Below are 17,713 nucleotides of genomic sequence, written 5' to 3' on the forward strand. Positions count from 1 at the left end.
CTCTACAAAGTTCTTGAATAATCGCCTAGGCTAGGGCGTGTGCATGAAGTTGCATTAAGTCATCAATTAGCGTCAGCAGTTCAGCGTGCTTCGGGCGGGCGAACTGTGCTGTCGGTGCACCTACGAATCGGTGCGCTGCGACAAGTGGTGCCAGAATCGCTCGAATACGCATGGGGATTCGTGACAAAGGGGAGCGCCATGGAGCAGTCAGAGCTGCAGATCGATTGGGTTCCCGCCCAAATCGAGTGTGCAAACGGCCACCAAAGGACACTTGACCCAAATGAGTACCTTGATGTCCGTTGCCGCGAATGTGATGCACCGACGTCCGTAATCGCAGGCGAGGAATTCGCTGTCGTTGACATTGATGTGACATCTGACAACTGAGAAGGAGACATAAAAGCATGGGACGTTTTCATCGTCACGATGACGGGACAGTTCATAGCCACGATCACTCGCATGATCACACACACCACCACGACCACGATCACCTGCACGTGGGGTCGGACTCCGAGCACTCTGAACACGGAGACCATACGGGGTACGACACCGGTCGGGAACGCATTGCGGTGCTCGAGGACATTTTCACCGAAAATGACGTCAAAGCCGCTGCAAACCGTTCTGCTTTTGAAGAGAACGGTGTGGTCTGCGTAAACGTCATGAGCTCCCCGGGGGCGGGCAAGACGACGCTGCTGCGTAAAACTCTGGAATCGCTGGCCGACAAGATTCACTTCGGCATCGTAGAGGGAGACATTGAAACGGCTCTCGACGCGGAACGCCTGGAGAACCTCGGCGCCCAGGTCAGCCTCCTGAATACGGGCAATGGGTTCGGGGGTGAGTGCCACCTCGACGCACCGATGGTTGCACACGCGCTCAAAGGGCTCAGACTCGATGAGGCCGATATGGTGCTCATCGAGAACGTCGGCAACCTGGTATGCCCGGCCGAATTTGAAGTGGGTGAACATCATAAGGTAATGGTTGCCTCAGTTACGGAGGGCGAAGATAAGCCGCTGAAGTACCCGGTGATGTTCCGGAGTGTCGAAGTGGTCGTGGTGAACAAGGTTGACCTGCTTCCTTACCTGAATTTCGATCTGGAATTGTTCAGGGAGAACCTTGAAAAAGTAAATCCTGGCGTGAAAGTAATCCTTACTTCAGCTACAACGGGGGAGGGGTTGGACGAGTGGAATGAATGGCTCAGCGCCCAATCGGGGGTAGATTTCTAGCCCCACATCTCTGCGAAACCGGAATTACTTTCATGTCTTGATACTCTGGCCTTATAGATGCGTTAAGCATGCAGTCTTACCGCTGAAGGAATCTGTACACGTTCATTTGAGGGGTGTGCACCGGAGTGACAGCCGGCACATGACCCTCGCATGAGAGGGAAATAATCGATGCTTCTACAAGACACCTGGCAGAGTGGAACGCTTTGGGAAAACCTGTCGAAAAAGGGGGTGAAGCGTCGAGACTTTCTGAAGATGTGTAGCTCAATGGCTGCTGTGTTTGCAGTGGGCGCGCCGCTTGCCTCGCGCGCAAACGCCGAAGAGACTGAAGTAATTGCCGAGGCGCTTGGTGACGTCAAGAAGCCCATGGTTGCGTGGCTTCAGTTGCAGGAGTGCACCGGATGCATGGAGTCAGTGCTCCGCTCTGGCTCCTCTACAGTTGAAGACTTAGTCCTTAATCAGCTGTCGATGAACTACAACGAGCTTGTAATGGCGGCCTCTGGGCATGCCGCTGAGCAAGCCCTTGAGGAGATGAACAAGGAACCGCACATCCTGGTGGTGAACGGTTCCGTTCCAACCGGTGCAGGCGGCGCGTACTGCCAAATCGGCGGCAAGAGCGCTGAGCAGGTCCTTCGGGAAGCGGCAGAAAATGCAACCGTCATTCTCTCCGTTGGCGCGTGCGCAGTGTACGGCTCCGTACAGGCGGCACGTCCGAACCCAACCGGGGCCGTCGGCGTCGACGAGATCATTAAGGACAAACCTGTCATCAACGTCGCTGGCTGCCCGCCAATCGGTGAAGTGATCACCGCGACCATTACCTACCTGTTGACTCACGGCGAGCCACCAAAGGTGGACGGCGAGGGTCGTCCACTCTTCGCGTACGATCAGCGCATTCACGATTCTTGTCCAAAGCGTCCCCACTTCGACGCTGGCCAGTTCGTGCGCACCTTTGACGACGAGGGCGCTCGTAACGGTTGGTGCCTCTACGAGGTGGGCTGTAAGGGGCCGTCGACCTTCTCGCCATGCCCGATTATTCAGTGGAACCTCAAGTCCGGCTGGCCGATCGGCGCAGGTCACCCCTGCATTGGTTGTACGGAGAAACACTTCTTTGACCGGTTCACGCCGTTCTATGAGGAGCTGCCGAATGTTCGTGCATTTGGGCAGGAAGCCTCTGCAGGCAAGATCGGCCTTGGCCTGATCGGTGTCGCAGCAGCTGGTACTGCAGTCCACGGCGCGCTCAGTGTTGTCAAGGAGGTCGGCATCCGCCGTAAGAGCGGCGAAGTGCAACCTCTCGCTGCCTTCGGCGAAGAAGACCAGCCGGAGGAGATGTCGGCACTCATGGCAGAAGGCGATCAGGCATTTGCGACGAGTACTGATGCCGATGGACACCACAGGCCGACCAACCCTTCCGCGTAAGCGGCGTTCACGACGATTGAAAGGAATAGCAACTAAAAATGGCTGAAAGAGTTGTTGTAGACCCGCTGACACGTATTGAGGGTCACCTCCGTATGGAGATGGAAGTCGAAGACGGCACCATCACGAACGCGTGGAGCGAAACCACGATGTTTCGTGGTATCGAGAAGATCGTCGAGGGTCGAGACCCCCGCGACGTATGGGCGTTCGTTGGCCGTATCTGTGGCGTGTGCACCGGCGTGCACTCCATGGCAAGCGTAGTGGCCGTCGAGGACGCAATCGGAAGCCACGTCCCGAAGCAGGCGCAGCTTATCCGCGATCTGGTTTTGACAAGCCAGGAGATCCACGACCATGTCGTGCACTTCTACCACTTGCACGCCCTCGATTGGGTCAACGTTGTCTCTGCTGCAAAGGCCGACCCGGAGAAGGCTGTCGAGTTTGCAAAGTCGATTGGCTCGAAGTGGAAGCTCAACTCTGTTGATAAGTTCCAGCAGGTTAAGGACACCTTAAACTCGGTTCTTGACTCTGGTCAGCTGTCTATCTTCACAGGTGGGTACTGGGACCATGAGGACTATCGCCTGCCACCAGAAGCGAACTTGATGGCGGTTTCTCACTACCTCGATGCGCTGCAGTTCCAGCGCTCGATTATCCGAATCAACACGGTGTTTGGTGGGAAGAATCCGCACCCGAACTTCCTGGTCGGCGGCATGGCCTGCACGATTGATCAGGATAAGTCCGAGACGGTCAACCAGGTTTCGATTGACCAAATTAAGAACTGGGTCGCAGAGATCCACGAGTTCATCAACGGTGTGTACTTGCCTGATGCTATGGCGATCATGGGCGTCTACAAGGACTACTTCGATATTGGCGCTGCAGCTCCGAACTTCCTCGCAGTCGGGATGGCTGGTGCAACGGTTCGTGGTGACCATATGGAGCGCACTTTGGGGTACACCCACACGGACATCACTCCAGGTGTTCTCCTGAACGGTGACTACTCTAAGGTTCATGAGCTCAACCCGGACTTGTTCAAGGAATACGTTTCCTCGGCATGGTTCGCTCAAGACGACAAAAACGAGGGCAAGCACCCATTTGAAGGCGATACCATCGCCGACTACACCGGGCCGAAACTGCCGTACAAGTGGCTCGGCGACAACGAGGAGTACACGTGGTCGAAGGCGCCGCGTTACGACGGCCACGTTGTTCAAGTTGGTCCGCTTGCTCGAATCTTCCTTGCATACGCGCAGAACGAGCCAAGTACGAAGCGCATCGTCGACGACGCGCTCAAGAAGCTTGGTATTAAGCTTGAACAGTTAAACTCAACGGGTGGCCGTACGTTGGCGCGCGCTCTTGAAGCGGTATTGACCTCTGAGTCGATGAGCAATGTGTTGTTGCCTGAGTTCATCGAGGGACTGCGCAAGCGCGACTACGATGTCTTCGATTCCAGCAAGTGGGAGCCATCGACCTGGCCGAAGGAGACCGAAGGCTTCTGTATGATGGAAGTTGCGCGTGGCTCTCTCAGCCACTGGATCCAGATCAAGGATGGCAAGACCGAGCGCTACCAGGCTGTTGTGCCTACAACCTGGTTGGCGGGTGGCCGTGACCCTGAAGGAAAGATGGGCCCATATGAGGAGTCGCTGGCAAATGGTAAGCACCCGCTTGCTAATCCGGAAGAACCGCTCGAGGTGCTTCGCACGATCCACTCGTTTGACCCCTGCATGTCTTGCGCAGTTCACCTGTTGGACGCAGAAGGTAATGAACTTGTGAAGGTGATTACCCAATGAGCACCCAGTTGAATCGTGTATCTGCGAGTTCTGGCGATACGCCAGCCACTCGTACGATCACCCCGGACAAGAATTTGGTTTTGAGCGTCACTGAATCTCGTCCAATTGATGACATCGGTGCTGAGACTCTGTTGCGCTTGGCATCTTCGCAGCCCGCGAACTCTCCTGATCCTGTGGACCAAGCTCTGCTCCGCGCCGTTGATCCTGACTATGTATATGGCACCGTGGAAAGCTTTAGCCCTGCGACGCCGAGTCGAAAGTACTCGCTTTCGGTTGTGCGCAACGCAAAGCTACTCGGTGAGCGCAAAGACGTAGCGGTCATGCGCGGTGACCTTGCATCAGTAGTCCAAGCATCTGCATGGGATAAGCATGAGATGAAGACGATGATGCAAAACGTCGACACGGTTTCGAAGTTCGGCAATCGTTGCATGGGTGTCGCGGTTGCGCCCGTAGATGGCGACACGACGGGCGAGTTCGTGCTCAAGGGCTACATTGCCTTCGGCATCGGGGACCATGTGCGTCCCCGTCCCGTTTCTAAGGGTGGCTACACCCGCATCGAGATGTGGCCCGTGGCGTTGCGCTGGCAGCACTGGATCAACATGCTCTTGATCATCATTATGACGATCACGGGTTACTACATTATGGATCCGTTCTTCGGCCCATCGAACGCGCATGATGCAGGGATGCTCATGGGCTGGAATCGTCTAATTCACTTCATCGCTGCATTTGCCTGGATTGCGCTCTCTATCTGGCGGCTTTCTATCATGGTTTTCGCCCAAACACGGCAAATGAAGTGGCGCGCGCTTTGGCCGGTGCGAAGTCAGGATGACCTCAAGTTGATGTGGGAGCAGACGAAGTACTATCTGCTGCTCACCAATGAACCGCCACCGCGCGTCGGGCACAACGGTCTTCAGCAGACGGCGTACACCGGCATCTACGCGCTGTGCATGGTGCAGATTTACTCCGGGCTAGCGCTCTTCGGTCTACCTAAGCAGGAAAGCTGGTTCTGGCAGCTGATGGCGGCGCCGGTGGAATGGATCGGTGTTCCGTACTTCCGCCTGGTCCATGCGCTCATCATGTTCATTATTTGGGCCTTCGTGATCTTGCACGTCTACCTTGTGTTCCGTGCTGACGCCACTGAACGGCATGGTGGCCTGTCCGCGATGATTAACGGTGGTGTTTGGCTGCCGAAGGGCACGAAGCCGGTTGACGGTCCAGAGGTTGAGTAACGTATGACAGTCACGAGGAAACTGCGGCCCGCGCCGGATGTACCGGTACCGACGCGCGAGTTGGTGACGCTCGACGGAGTCACCATTAACGTCATCGGTATCGGAAACGAGATTATGGCAGACGACGCAGTTGGCCTGGCCATTCTTCGCGAGCTGGAGTCTGAACCAATCCCGGGTGTGAACTTCATTTACGGGGGAACATCCGGGATGGAGATCCTGCCCATGGTGCAGGACGCCGATTACTTGTTAGTGCTCGATGGGCTGAAACAGGGGCAGCCAGGCGATGTGGAGGTTTTGATCGGAGACCAAATTCCCCGCCTTTTGCAGCAGCAGTTATCGCCGCACCAGGTGGGGCTGCTGGATCTGCTGAGTGCAGCTCGTCTCACAGGTCAGGAACCCGCGAACGTGGCCGTCGTAGGTATCACTGCTCGTGACGTTGAGTTCAGGACGTCGCTAAGCGAAGAGATCAAGGCAGCGATACCGGAAGCAGTACAACGAGCTCGTCAGTTGCTGGAGAAGTGGACAGCGGAAGCTACTCAACATCCACCCAAGTAACTTGGAATTCGTCGCCCCCACGCAAATCAGCGGTGGGGGTGTCGCATTTCGGGCAACGAAGCGCGAAGTATTCGTCGATCTCGACGGTGTCTTCGCACTGGGGGCACCAAACAGAAGCGGGGATGACGTCGAGGTCGAGCCGAGCATCAGCGCAGGTTGTGTCGACGCGCGCCAGGTCCCATGCCTGACGAAGCGCGTAGACATCGACCCCAGAACGAGTGCCTACCTTCATCCCGATTGCCAGGACATTGCGGCCGGGAACTGACTCGTTGACCGCATCGATTACCCCACGAAGTAGACTCAATTCATGCATACCCCCATTATGTTCAATTGGGGCGAGCATAGCGAGTAAGGAGCATGGAAAATGTCAGAGAAACTATTTCTTGACGCCGTCATCGATCCACTTGCTGCGACAGTCATTGTCGAAGGCGAAGGTGATGAGCGCACCGCACGTTTCGACATTGCAGGGGTGCCGCGCGTAGACAAGCTCTTGGTGGGTAAGCGTGCGAGCGAAGTGCCCACTATCGTGACGCGTCTTTGCGGGCTCTGCCCGGTAACGCACCACTTGGCGGGGATGCGAGCACTTGACCAACTTGTTGGCTCGAGCCATTCGATGGGCGCGCAGGCTTTACAGCTCCGACGTCTCCTACATGCAGGTTCAGTGCTTGACACGCTCGCACCGCGCCTACTGCCTGATCACGGGTTAGAGATTCGCAAGTTTGCGAAGCTGGTGCTCCGCGCCGCCGGATGCCCGGGTCATTTCCCTGACGTGGCGATTCCTGGGGGAGTGCACGCACATGCGGATGCTGATGCGGTCAATCGTGCAGCAGAGGGCATTCCTACGATCCGTGGTCTCTTACCCTCCCAACCAGCTGAGTCCGTGGAGCAGCATCCACCGGAGCTCGCCGACCTTTTCGCCTGTGATGCCGACGGCACAGCAGATCCCCTCGGCGGTTGGATCGCCACACGCTATTTGGGCGAGCTTCACCTGTTCCCAGCGCACGATTTCTACGACCACGTTCGAGAGCAACATCCAGGTTCGATCACCCCGCGACCCCAGGTACTTATCGACGGCCACTGGCGCGATTACCGGGTAGGTCCAGTTGCGCGGTTTCCTCACCTGAGCGCGCGCGATGCCCAATTTGCGCTCGTGCGCTCGGTGCTGGACGATATCGAAAAGCTTTTGCAGGTTCCTGAGCTGTTGGCAGAGCCGGATGTCGTCGATAATTCACTGCGCGATGGCACCGCAACGGGAATCGTTGACGGTCCTCGAGGCTTGCTGGTGCATCGCTACACTGTGGAAGACGGCAATCTCGTCGATTGCCAGATTTTGAGCCCTACCGCGCAAAATGAGGGATGGCTTGCCCGGATGCTGACACAGGCGTCGACTCCCGCGGAGATGGAGGATGCGATCCGTAGCGCGGATCCTTGTCTGCCGTGTACCTCAGCACCGGAGGGTGCCATGAACATCAACATTGAAAGGAAGTGATGTAGCGATGTGTCTTGGAGTTCCAGCGAAAGTGCTCAGCACTGGCGACCTGTCGACCCCCATGCCCATGGGGGCTATTGATGTAAAAGGCGAGAAGCGTCCGTGTTGCTTCGCATATCTACCAGACGTTGAGGTGGGGCAGTGGGTGCTCATCCAAAATGGATTCGCGATGGATGTTATCTCGGAGGAGGACGCCCAGTCCTCGTTCGAGGCGATCGATGAGTTTGACCTGTTGCCCAACCAGCCCGGCTCTACTGTGCGCTGACCTTAACAGCGTCTGATTGTTATTAGGCCCGCCCTGTGCGCTATATTGGGCAGGCACGCCCCAGTAGCCCAATTGGCAGAGGCAACGGATTCAAAACCCGTCCAGTGTGAGTTCGAGTCTCACCTGGGGCACAACGAGCGGGGTCGGAGTCCTTTCTCCGACCCCGTACTTGCCTAGATACGGCTGACTTATATACCTCCGCACGTCTCTTTCAACGGCTAGCGAATATTTTTTACCTTGTTATGTATCCGCCAGTAGCCCTATTTTGCCGAGGCCAGACCGTTGATGCGTTCGACGGCTGTTACAGGGTCATCAACTGTGATAACCAGACGGTCGAATTCCTCGTCTTTTAGCTCGATAACAACTGTGTTTTCGAATCCGCTGACATTCCAAAACAATGTTTCACCATTTGAGTGGAACGTTCCCGCCAGCTTTTCTCCCATCCTTAATCCAGGAAATCGAAACCCCTTGGGCTCGTTCTTCATGCCCGGGTCGTGCGTGGCTCCGCGCACATGTTCCCAGGGGATGTCGATGGATCCCTTGCGTGACCAAATCTTGTCCAGTCCAAGTGGTTCAACAACAAGGGTAGTGTCGGTGAACTTGAGGTTGTTGTTTCTCATGGTGTCTCTCCTTTGGGTGTACCGCTTGCGCGGTCTAGCAGGTGCTTGCCAAGTGCCGTCGGGTTCTCCTCGAAACAAAGTGAGTTTGCTTCGAGGATCAGGGGCCGTAGCTCTTGGTTGATGGGCGCTACTTCCACGAGCGCGACTACAACGAGGTTTTTGGCTTCGGGTGTCACTGCACCAGCCCTCGCGCCCTGACATACTGCCTCAAGCGCGGTCCTCAGAAGGCCGTGCTTGGAACCGAAAATCTTGTAGAAGCTTGAACGATTTAACCCGAGGTACGACAGAGTTGTGTCAACAGACAGTGCTGTGAATCCTCGTTCGCCAAAAAGCTCTATCGCCTTACGAACTACCTCGTCTTCATTAAACTCTCGCGGTCTGCCCATAGGTTTCATACTACTCATTCTGGAATGGATTGTCCATAACTTGAAGAGGGTTTGTCTATGTGTTAACTCGGTCAATTATGGCGCTTCGGGTGGACCGTAATTGAGTGCTGTGTGGCGAGAGCTTCAGTGCAAAACGGCGTTGGTTTGTGCGTTACGATCCGACACCGACCAGCCCGCGAACGAGCGCGGTGAACCCGCCGAAAATCGCCAAAGCGAGCGCGATACGGTATCCCACTTGTACCGGCACTCGTGCTGCCATGCGGGTGCCAACGACGATGCCCAGCACCATCGCAACAATGCCAACCACCCACGTTTCAGGAGTCACCGCGGAGAGGTTTGCTGCACCAGTGATTTCCTTAATGGCAAAAGAGAGAGCGCCACTGACCAGGAAGATTGGCTGGAGCGTAGCTGCGTAGATCTCCTTAGGCCAGCGTGCCGCGTGGGCGTACACGGTGATCGATGGGCCAGCTACCCCCGCCAGTGTGTTCATAAAACCACCAACCGAACCTGCGATAGCAGAAGGTACGGTGCCCTCAATGTTCGGTACATAGCGTTTTCCCAGTGTCACCGTGCCGAGTGCAAGCAACAACAGAACACCAACGATGATCAGAAGCAAACTGGTTGAAACGGCTCGGATGAGGAATGCGCCGGGTACCGCACCCAAAACAAGGGCGCCTGCGATAGGGGCGAAGCGTTTCCAGTCCACTTGGTCGCGCATGGAATAGGTGTTGGCGATCGCGTTGACGGTTGCTAGTACGTTGACCATGAGAACGCCAGAGACTGGTCCGAGGAGGACAGACAGTGCGGGGGCCGCGATAAGTCCGAGTCCCATCCCTGAAATACGTTGTAGGGCAGCTCCAGCGAAGACAGCCAGGAAGATTCCGATCAGAACTGTTGTCACTGTGCCCTCCTGCGTTCTGCTTCTTATATCGCGCTCATCACCCTACATGACGAATTTGAGATACCCGCAGTGAGCTGGCATTTTAGATGGTCGCACGGTGCGATTCACGCGAAAGCGCCCGCCTGCTATATACTTTCGACGTCGCCCCAGTAGCCCAATTGGCAGAGGCAACGGATTCAAAACCCGTCCAGTGTGAGTTCGAGTCTCACCTGGGGCACAACACCCGGCCATGAGCCGGGTTTCTTGTTTGAGTCGTCATGTCGGGGCGTACGTCTACACTAGGGGCCGTGAAGAAACGGTTATTGCTCATTGACGGACACTCCATGGCATTTCGAGCGTTCTATGCTCTGCCTGCTGAAAACTTTTCGACGACCGGTGGCCAAACAACGAACGCGGTGTACGGCTTCTTGTCGATGTTCGCCAACGTTGTTGCACAAGAAGCACCAACGCATATTGGTGTGGCGTTTGATGTGGGGCGCAAAACGTTTCGAACGGAGCGCTTCCCGGAATATAAGGCGCAGCGCGAATCCACCCCGCCTGAGTTTAAGGGGCAGGTTCCTCTGATTCAGGAGTGCCTCGGGGACCTCGGAATTGTCAGTTTGTCGAAAGAGAATTTTGAAGCAGACGACATTGTGGCGACGCTTGTGCACCAGGCACGTGCTGAACAAGACTTCGAGATAGTTCTGGTGTCCGGCGACCGCGATTACCTGCAGCTGGTAGATGACTCCACGACGCTGTTGTACCCAATGCGTGGTGTTTCAACGATGACGCGATTTACCCCGGACAAGGTTGTGGAGAAGTACGGGCTGACGCCGGCGCAGTACCCCGACTTTGCCGCACTTCGAGGAGACCCGTCTGACAACCTCCCTTCGGTTCCGAAGGTCGGGGAGAAGACAGCGACAAAGTGGATTACCCAATACGGGTCGCTTGCGGAACTTGTTCATCACGCGGATGAGATCAAGGGGGTCGCTGGGCAGAATTTCCGAGACCGCATTGAGCAAGTGCAGCTGAATCGTGAACTGACGCAGATGGTCACCGAAGTGGAGCTTCCCGTAGCACCTGCTGATTTAGAGCTTCACTCCGTTGAAATCGGTGCCATCGCGAAGCGTTTTGATTCGTTGGAGTTTGGCACGAATCTGCGCGAGCGGGTGCTTGCTGCGCTTCCGACCGAGGGAGACGCCGAGCAAGATCTGCCGGTTGAGCTTCCAGACGTCGTGATCGCCGAAGATCCTTTGGAGGCTTGGCTTGCTGCACGCCGCGGTCAAGGTTTAGCGCTGTACGTGGATGGCAACCCCACTCCGGCAAACGGCGATGCGACGGCGATTGGGATCGTCGATAAGGAGCGGCACGGCATCCAACGCGAAACAGCGGAGTTAACCCCTGAAGAAGATGCTGCGCTGAAAGAGTGGTTGGAGTCAGATGACCCTAAGTACCTCCACAATGGCAAAGCGATGTACCACATGTTGCGGGGCAGAGGCATCACGCTGGGTGGAATTGCGCATGACACTGCGATTGCTGCCTACCTGCTCCGTCCAGGACAGCGGACCTATGCGCTCGCGGACGTGTATCAGCGTCACTTACAGCGTCAGCTTGACGTGGGGCAGGAGCAACTTAGCCTACTGGATCAGACTTCGCAGGTTGATGCTGCTGTTGCTGTGCTTGAACTCGCGGAACATTTAGCTCAAGAACTTCGTCAAATTGACTCCTATGCGTTGTATGCAGACCTGGAGCTGCCGCTCGTGCCTATTTTGGCTCGTATGGAGGACACCGGTGTGGCTGTTGATGTCGCTGCTCTCGAAGATCTTCGCAAAGAGTTCACCGATAAGGTTGCGCAGGTCGAAGGAGAGGCTCGCACGCTTGTCGACGAGCCCGATCTCAACCTTTCGAGCCCGAAGCAGCTTTCCGTTGTGCTTTTTGAAAAACTCGACCTTCCGAAAACCAAAAAGACAAAGACTGGCTACTCGACGGCAGCCAAAGAAATAGAGGCGCTTGCGGAGAAGAATCCGCATCCGTTCCTCGACTATCTTCTTGCGCATCGTGAATATCAGAAGATGAAGTCCACTATCGAGGGCCTCATTAAGGCGGTACACAGCGACGGTCGAATTCACACAACGTTCAACCAAACTGTGACTTCAACGGGCCGACTGAGTTCGACTGATCCTAACTTGCAGAATATTCCTGTTCGCACAGAGACAGGCCAAAAGATTCGCGGTGCGTTCACGGTCGGCAAGGGGTATGAGTATCTGCTGACTGCTGACTACTCGCAGATTGAGATGCGTGTAATGGCCCACTTGTCTGGGGACAAAGGGCTCATCTCCGCATACAAGGCTGGCGAGGACCTACACAACTACGTGGGGTCTCAGGTGTTTGACGTTGCTATTGACGCAGTGACGCCCGAACTACGTCGCCGAGTCAAGGCGATGTCATATGGATTGGTTTACGGGCTTTCCGCCTATGGCCTTGCTTCGCAGCTCTCAATTTCGCCAGGGGAAGCCAAGGAGATCATGGAAAGCTACTTCCGGCGTTTCGGTGGAGTGAAACACTACCTGGACTCGGTCGTAGAGCAGGCCCGAAAGGATGGCTACACCGCAACAGTGTTTGGGCGTCGCCGCTATCTTCCGGAGCTCAACAGTGACAACCGTGTCGCACGAGAAAATGCTGAGCGGGCAGCACTGAATGCTCCTATTCAGGGCACGGCCGCAGACATCATTAAGGTAGCGATGATTCACGTCGACCGAGCGCTAGCTGGTTACAAGTCTCGTGTGCTGCTGCAGGTCCACGATGAGCTGGTAGTCGAAGTCGCTCCAGGCGAGCTTGACCAAGTGCGCGCGATTATCGAGCGGGAAATGGATCGGGCTATTGAGCTCAGCGTGCCCCTTGAGGTCTCCACTGGGCACGGAGATAATTGGCAGGACGCCGGCCACTAGGCGAGGGTGAGGCTATAGAGCGGACCCCCATTACTCCGCTCTATAGCCTCGGCGGTAGTCCCAGAGCCTCCTACTCTATTTGTCTGGGACCACCGTTCCCCCTTACCAACCGCTTCTTCCCCCGAGTTCCCCCGAGAAGCGGTGCCACGGTTTGCCTCGCGAGGTTTCACAGCTCCGGGTTGGTCAACCCCTCACTGCTGCGCCTTGTTCGTGGCAATGAAAACACTAACAGACGTCTGTGTGTTGCGTAAGAGAATTGATCGAAAAAGGCCTGCACTAAACAAAAGTGTGACTTATTGTGGGGGTGTTCTGGTGGATTGTTGGCGTTGTGACCTGCGGTGATGGACTTGCTGTCCAGTTGGGAAAGCTTACGGCGTTCTTAAATGGGGGCCGCGGATGGTGACGCTTTCACGCTTAGTGGATGCGTTGGGTGCGAGTTTGTGAGGGTGTCCATATTTGCACGAGCTGGTCAAAGGCGATATTCTTGCACGAGCATATCTGGGCAATAGGGCTCGTGGTGTCGTAATAGGAGGGCACGGCGACCTTATATTGCGGGATCTTTCTTTTTCTGGAAGAGATGATATGCCCCTGTCCAAATACGATCTCCTATTTCTATTTCGGAGCACATTTAACTTATGCGCACTTCCAACGCACCACAGGTCGCCATCAACGATATCGGCGGACCTGAGGAATTTCTCGCCGCTGTAGACGCAACCATCAAGTACTTCAATGATGGTGACATCGTCTCCGGCACCGTCGTCAAGGTTGACCACGATGAGGTTCTCCTTGACATCGGCTACAAGACTGAGGGTGTTATCCCTACCCGCGAGCTTTCGATCAAGCACGACGTTGACCCGGACGAGGTTGTCCAGGTTGGCGATGAGATCGACGCACTCGTCCTGACCAAGGAGGACAAGGAAGGTCGCCTCCTGCTCTCCAAGAAGCGTGCTCAGTACGAGCGTGCTTGGGGCACCATCGAGGAGCTGCAGAAGAACGACCAGCCTGTCACCGGTACGGTCATCGAGGTTGTCAAGGGTGGCCTCATTCTCGACATCGGTCTTCGCGGCTTCCTGCCGGCATCTCTCGTTGAGATGCGTCGCGTTCGCGACCTGGACCCATACATCGGCCAGGAGCTTGAGGCGAAGATCATCGAGCTGGACAAGCACCGCAACAACGTTGTTCTGTCGCGTCGTGCTTACCTCGAAGAGACGCAGTCCGCTGTTCGTTCCGACTTCCTGCACCAGCTGCAGAAGGGTCAGGTCCGCAAGGGCGTCGTTTCCTCCATCGTCAACTTCGGTGCATTCGTGGACCTTGGTGGCGTAGACGGCCTGGTTCACGTTTCCGAGCTGTCCTGGAAGCACATTGACCACCCATCTGAGGTTGTCACCGTTGGCGACGAGGTCACCGTTGAGGTTCTCGACGTCGATCTGGACCGTGAGCGTGTCTCCCTGTCGCTGAAGGCGACCCAGGAGGATCCATGGCGCGTGTTCGCACGTACCCACGCTGTTGGCCAGATCGTTCCGGGCAAGGTCACCAAGCTCGTGCCATTCGGTGCGTTTGTGCGCGTCGAAGAGGGCATCGAGGGCCTGGTTCACATCTCCGAGCTGGCACAGCGCCACGTCGAGGTTCCGGACCAGGTTGTCAACGTCGGGGAAGAGGTCATGGTCAAGGTCATCGACATCGATCTCGACCGTCGTCGTATCTCCCTGTCGCTGAAGCAGGCCGACGAGGACTACAACGAAGAGTTCGATCCGTCCCGCTACGGCATGGCTGACTCCTACGATGAACAGGGCAACTACATCTTCCCAGAGGGCTTCGATCCGGAGACCAACGAGTGGATGGAGGGCTTCGACGAGGCTCGTCAGGAGTGGGAGGCACGCTACGCCGAGGCAGAGCGTCGTTTCCAGGCCCACACCGCCCAGATCGAGCGTCACCGCGCTGCTGCTGCAGAGGCAGCAGAGCAGGCTGGCGACCAGGCGAACTACTCCTCGCAGTCCAACGCTGCAGCTCCGGCAGCGGAAGAGACCGCAAGCGCGGGTGGCTCGCTGGCATCTGATGAGCAGCTCGCAGCACTTCGCGACAAGCTCGCTGGCAACTAGTCTTTACTAGTTAATCGACGACCCCTTCCTGGAATCCCGGGAAGGGGTTTCGCCTATTATGTGACCCATGTTGAGAATTGGACTCACAGGCGGAATTGGGAGCGGTAAATCAACCGTCGCATCGCTATTGCGTGACCACGGCTTCGTCATCGTCGATGCAGACCGGATTGCACGTGAAGTTTTGCAGCCTGGTAGCGATGCGTTGCAGGAAGTGGCTGCAGCATTCGGCAATGACCTGGTGGACGCTTCAGGCGTTTTGAACCGCAAGCTGCTGGCGCAACGCGCATTTAGTTCGGAGGAACAAACGCAGAGGCTTAACGCTATTACTCACCCTGCGATACGCAAGGAAGCACTGCGGCAGTTTGATGCTGCTGAAGCTGCCGGGGCGCAGGTCGCAGTGTACGACATGCCATTGCTGGTCGAACTCGGGCTTCATCGTTCGATGGATTTCACAGTCGTGGTTGACGTGGACGAAGAAGAGCGCGTCAAACGACTGGTGAGTTTGCGAGGTCTTACGGAAGAAGACGCGCGTTCTCGCATAGCGCGACAGATCAACGACGCCGAACGGCTTGAAGCCGCAGATTACGTCATTGACAACAACGGTCCGTTGTCTGGGCTTTCACCGCAAGTGGATGCTCTTGTGGCGCATATTGAGCGCTACCTGTCGTGATGCCAACGTTGAGGAATCTCGCTGAGTCGTTAGACTGAGCTGCATGGCATTTGCAGCAGAGCACCCAGTCCTGGCGCATTCGGAGTTTAGGCCGGTCGGCGAGATCGAGCGGCGAGAAAAGCCGTTCGAAGTCGTTTCGGAATTTGAACCTTCTGGGGATCAACCGAAGGCGATCGCGGAGCTTGACGAGCGCCTGAACCGTGGGGAAGAGGACGTCGTACTGATGGGTGCTACTGGCACGGGAAAATCGGCGACGGCTGCATGGCTGATTGAAAAACAGCAGCGCCCAACACTGGTGATGGCTCCGAATAAGACGCTTGCAGCGCAGCTAGCAAATGAGCTTCGACAGTTGCTTCCGAATAACGCAGTTGAATATTTTGTCTCGTACTACGACTACTATCAACCCGAGGCCTACATTGCCCAAACGGATACTTACATCGAAAAAGATTCCTCTATCAACGATGATGTGGAGCGGCTAAGGCACTCAGCAACGTCCGCGTTGTTATCGCGCCGTGATGTCGTCGTGGTGTCTTCGGTGTCGTGCATTTACGGCCTTGGTACGCCTCAGTCCTACCTTGATAGGTCTGTTGTGCTCCGGGTAGGTGAAGAGGTCGAGCGGGATCGCTTCCTGCGCTTGCTTGTAGATATTCAGTATGAACGCAACGACATCGACTTCAAACGTGGAACCTTCCGCGTGAAAGGCGATGTTGTCGATATCATTCCTGCGTACGAAGAAGTTGCGGTCCGGGTCGAGTTCTTCGGTGATGAGATTGATAGTTTGTACTATATTCACCCGCTCACCGGCGACGTACTGAGCCAAGAAGAAGAGCTGCGGATCTTTCCTGCCACACATTATGTGGCTACCGATGAGCGGATGGAAAAGGCGATCGAGTCAATTAAGGAAGAGCTCGCCGATCGCCTCGAGGACCTCGAGAACCGCGGAAAGCTGTTGGAGGCTCAGCGACTTCGGATGCGCACCGAGTACGACCTGGAGATGATTCAGCAGGTTGGCTTCTGCTCTGGCATTGAGAACTATTCCCGTCATATGGATGGTCGTGAGGCGGGTTCGGCGCCAGCGACACTCATCGACTACTTTCCAGAGGACTTCCTCACGATTATCGACGAGTCCCACGTGACAGTTCCTCAAATCGGCGGAATGTTTGAAGGCGACATGTCGCGGAAACGCAACCTCGTGGAATTTGGGTTCCGGTTGCCGAGCGCCGTCGATAACCGCCCTCTTACCTTCGACGAGTTTGAAGCTCGAGTCGGGCAGACCGTGTACATGTCTGCTACACCGGGCGACTATGAGCTTGAGGCAGCGCATGGTGAGTTCGTTGAGCAGGTGATTCGACCGACAGGTCTGGTTGATCCAAAGGTCACTGTGAAGCCGACGAAGGGGCAGATCGACGACTTGATTGACGAGATCAGGGTTCGAGTGGGGAAGAACGAGCGCGTCCTGGTAACAACGTTGACGAAGCGCATGGCGGAAGACCTCACCGATTACCTGCTAGATAATGGGGTGAAAGTGCGCTACCTTCACTCAGACATCGATACATTGCAGCGCGTTGAATTACTCCGTCAGTTGAGGCTTGGCGAGTTCGACGTCCTCGTCGGCATCAACCTGCTCCGAGAGGGGCTGGACCTTCCGGAGGTATCCCTCGTCGCGATTCTTGATGCCGACAAGGAAGGGTTCCTGCGTTCGACGAAGTCGCTGATTCAGACAATTGGACGTGCCGCCCGAAACGTTTCTGGCGAAGTCATCATGTACGCCGACCAGATGACTGAGTCGATGGAAGAAGCCATTAGTGAGACGGAGCGGCGTCGAGAAATTCAGTTGGCGTACAACAAAGAGCATGGGATCGATCCACAACCTCTGCGGAAGAAGATCGCCGACATTCTGGATCAGGTATACGAGAACGCCGACAGCGAAGAAGCACCTAGCGTTGCTTCAGACACCGCAGTGGCAGAGAAGCCAGATGTGTCGACGATGGCCTCTGATCAGGTACAAGCTCTGATCGACGACCTGACTCAACAGATGGGTGCAGCTGCACGTGAACTCAAGTTTGAGCTGGCCGGCAGACTACGCGATGAAATCGCTGATCTCCGAAGGGAACTTCGTGGTATGAAAGATACAGGAAACTAAGAAAGGTTCGAGGAATCT

Annotated in this window: 16 protein-coding genes and 2 tRNA genes; 14 read left to right on the forward strand and 4 right to left on the reverse strand. The window is 56.0% G+C overall.

Annotated elements, in window-relative coordinates; all coding sequences use genetic code 11:
- Positions 1 to 39: 39 nt before the first annotated feature.
- The 6 genes from BJP08_RS05820 (at position 40) to BJP08_RS05845 (ending at position 6,195) form a co-directional block, all read left to right on the forward strand.
- Complete coding sequence (locus BJP08_RS05820; protein ID WP_071568721.1) at positions 40 to 384, forward strand: hydrogenase maturation nickel metallochaperone HypA; 345 nt, start codon at positions 40 to 42, stop codon at positions 382 to 384.
- Between the two features lie 17 nt (positions 385 to 401).
- Positions 402 to 1,220, forward strand: a complete 819-nt coding sequence (gene hypB / locus BJP08_RS05825) for a hydrogenase nickel incorporation protein HypB (protein ID WP_071568722.1) — start codon at positions 402 to 404, stop codon at positions 1,218 to 1,220.
- A 168-nt stretch (positions 1,221 to 1,388) separates the two neighbouring features.
- Entirely contained in the window at positions 1,389 to 2,633 is a 1,245-nt protein-coding gene (locus BJP08_RS05830; RefSeq protein WP_071568723.1) for a hydrogenase small subunit, read from the forward strand.
- A 38-nt stretch (positions 2,634 to 2,671) separates the two neighbouring features.
- Positions 2,672 to 4,411, forward strand: coding sequence for a nickel-dependent hydrogenase large subunit (locus tag BJP08_RS05835; RefSeq protein ID WP_071568724.1), 1,740 nt, complete (start codon positions 2,672 to 2,674; stop codon positions 4,409 to 4,411).
- Positions 4,408 to 5,640, forward strand: a complete 1,233-nt coding sequence (cybH, locus tag BJP08_RS05840; RefSeq protein WP_083428433.1) for a Ni/Fe-hydrogenase, b-type cytochrome subunit — start codon at positions 4,408 to 4,410, stop codon at positions 5,638 to 5,640. The genes BJP08_RS05835 and cybH overlap by 4 nt, the downstream gene beginning before the upstream one ends.
- Positions 5,641 to 5,643: 3 nt before the next feature.
- Complete coding sequence (locus tag BJP08_RS05845; RefSeq protein ID WP_083428434.1) at positions 5,644 to 6,195, forward strand: HyaD/HybD family hydrogenase maturation endopeptidase; 552 nt, start codon at positions 5,644 to 5,646, stop codon at positions 6,193 to 6,195.
- Here the strand turns inward: BJP08_RS05845 and BJP08_RS05850 are convergent.
- Positions 6,173 to 6,508, reverse strand: a complete 336-nt coding sequence (locus BJP08_RS05850; protein WP_071568725.1) for a hydrogenase maturation nickel metallochaperone HypA — start codon at positions 6,506 to 6,508, stop codon at positions 6,173 to 6,175. The two genes, BJP08_RS05845 and BJP08_RS05850, sit on opposite strands and share 23 nt — an antisense overlap.
- Positions 6,509 to 6,559: 51 nt before the next feature.
- On the opposite strand from BJP08_RS05850, the gene BJP08_RS05855 reads away from it, so the two are divergent.
- The 3 genes from BJP08_RS05855 (at position 6,560) to BJP08_RS05865 (ending at position 8,080) form a co-directional block, all read left to right on the forward strand.
- Positions 6,560 to 7,684, forward strand: a complete 1,125-nt coding sequence (locus tag BJP08_RS05855) for a hypothetical protein (protein ID WP_071568726.1) — start codon at positions 6,560 to 6,562, stop codon at positions 7,682 to 7,684.
- A 7-nt stretch (positions 7,685 to 7,691) separates the two neighbouring features.
- Positions 7,692 to 7,949, forward strand: coding sequence for a HypC/HybG/HupF family hydrogenase formation chaperone (locus BJP08_RS05860; RefSeq protein ID WP_071568727.1), 258 nt, complete (start codon positions 7,692 to 7,694; stop codon positions 7,947 to 7,949).
- Positions 7,950 to 8,006: 57 nt separating this feature from the next.
- Positions 8,007 to 8,080: transfer RNA gene (locus BJP08_RS05865), tRNA-Leu, on the forward strand.
- Between the two features lie 129 nt (positions 8,081 to 8,209).
- Here the strand turns inward: BJP08_RS05865 and BJP08_RS05870 are convergent.
- The 3 genes from BJP08_RS05870 to BJP08_RS05880 form a co-directional block, all read right to left on the reverse strand.
- The gene (locus BJP08_RS05870) at positions 8,210 to 8,569 is read right to left on the reverse strand and encodes a hypothetical protein (protein ID WP_071568728.1); all 360 of its coding nucleotides are present in this window, start codon (positions 8,567 to 8,569) and stop codon (positions 8,210 to 8,212) included.
- Positions 8,566 to 8,973: a TetR/AcrR family transcriptional regulator gene (locus BJP08_RS05875; RefSeq protein WP_071568729.1), complete on the reverse strand. Its 408-nt coding sequence runs from the start codon at positions 8,971 to 8,973 to the stop codon at positions 8,566 to 8,568. The genes BJP08_RS05870 and BJP08_RS05875 overlap by 4 nt, the downstream gene beginning before the upstream one ends.
- 133 nt (positions 8,974 to 9,106) lie before the next feature.
- Positions 9,107 to 9,856 carry a sulfite exporter TauE/SafE family protein gene (locus BJP08_RS05880; RefSeq protein ID WP_071568730.1) on the reverse strand — a complete coding sequence of 250 codons (750 nt, stop codon included), beginning with the start codon at positions 9,854 to 9,856 and terminating at the stop codon, positions 9,107 to 9,109.
- A 143-nt stretch (positions 9,857 to 9,999) separates the two neighbouring features.
- Between BJP08_RS05880 and BJP08_RS05885 the strand changes: the two genes are divergently transcribed.
- The 5 genes from BJP08_RS05885 to uvrB all read left to right on the forward strand — a co-directional run bounded on the left by BJP08_RS05885 (position 10,000) and on the right by uvrB (position 17,695).
- Positions 10,000 to 10,073: transfer RNA gene (locus tag BJP08_RS05885), tRNA-Leu, on the forward strand.
- 106 nt (positions 10,074 to 10,179) lie between these two features.
- Positions 10,180 to 12,783: a DNA polymerase I gene (gene polA / locus BJP08_RS05890; RefSeq protein WP_369816405.1), complete on the forward strand. Its 2,604-nt coding sequence runs from the start codon at positions 10,180 to 10,182 to the stop codon at positions 12,781 to 12,783.
- Between the two features lie 635 nt (positions 12,784 to 13,418).
- Positions 13,419 to 14,882, forward strand: coding sequence for a 30S ribosomal protein S1 (gene rpsA / locus BJP08_RS05895; RefSeq protein ID WP_071568732.1), 1,464 nt, complete (start codon positions 13,419 to 13,421; stop codon positions 14,880 to 14,882).
- 67 nt (positions 14,883 to 14,949) lie between these two features.
- Entirely contained in the window at positions 14,950 to 15,552 is a 603-nt protein-coding gene (coaE, locus tag BJP08_RS05900; protein ID WP_071568733.1) for a dephospho-CoA kinase, read from the forward strand.
- Positions 15,553 to 15,595: 43 nt separating this feature from the next.
- The gene (gene uvrB, locus BJP08_RS05905) at positions 15,596 to 17,695 is read left to right on the forward strand and encodes an excinuclease ABC subunit UvrB (RefSeq protein WP_071568734.1); all 2,100 of its coding nucleotides are present in this window, start codon (positions 15,596 to 15,598) and stop codon (positions 17,693 to 17,695) included.
- The last annotated feature ends 18 nt before the right edge of the window (positions 17,696 to 17,713 follow it).

The organism is Corynebacterium sp. NML140438 (genome assembly GCF_001875725.1).
In the GTDB taxonomy this organism is placed as follows: domain Bacteria; phylum Actinomycetota; class Actinomycetes; order Mycobacteriales; family Mycobacteriaceae; genus Corynebacterium.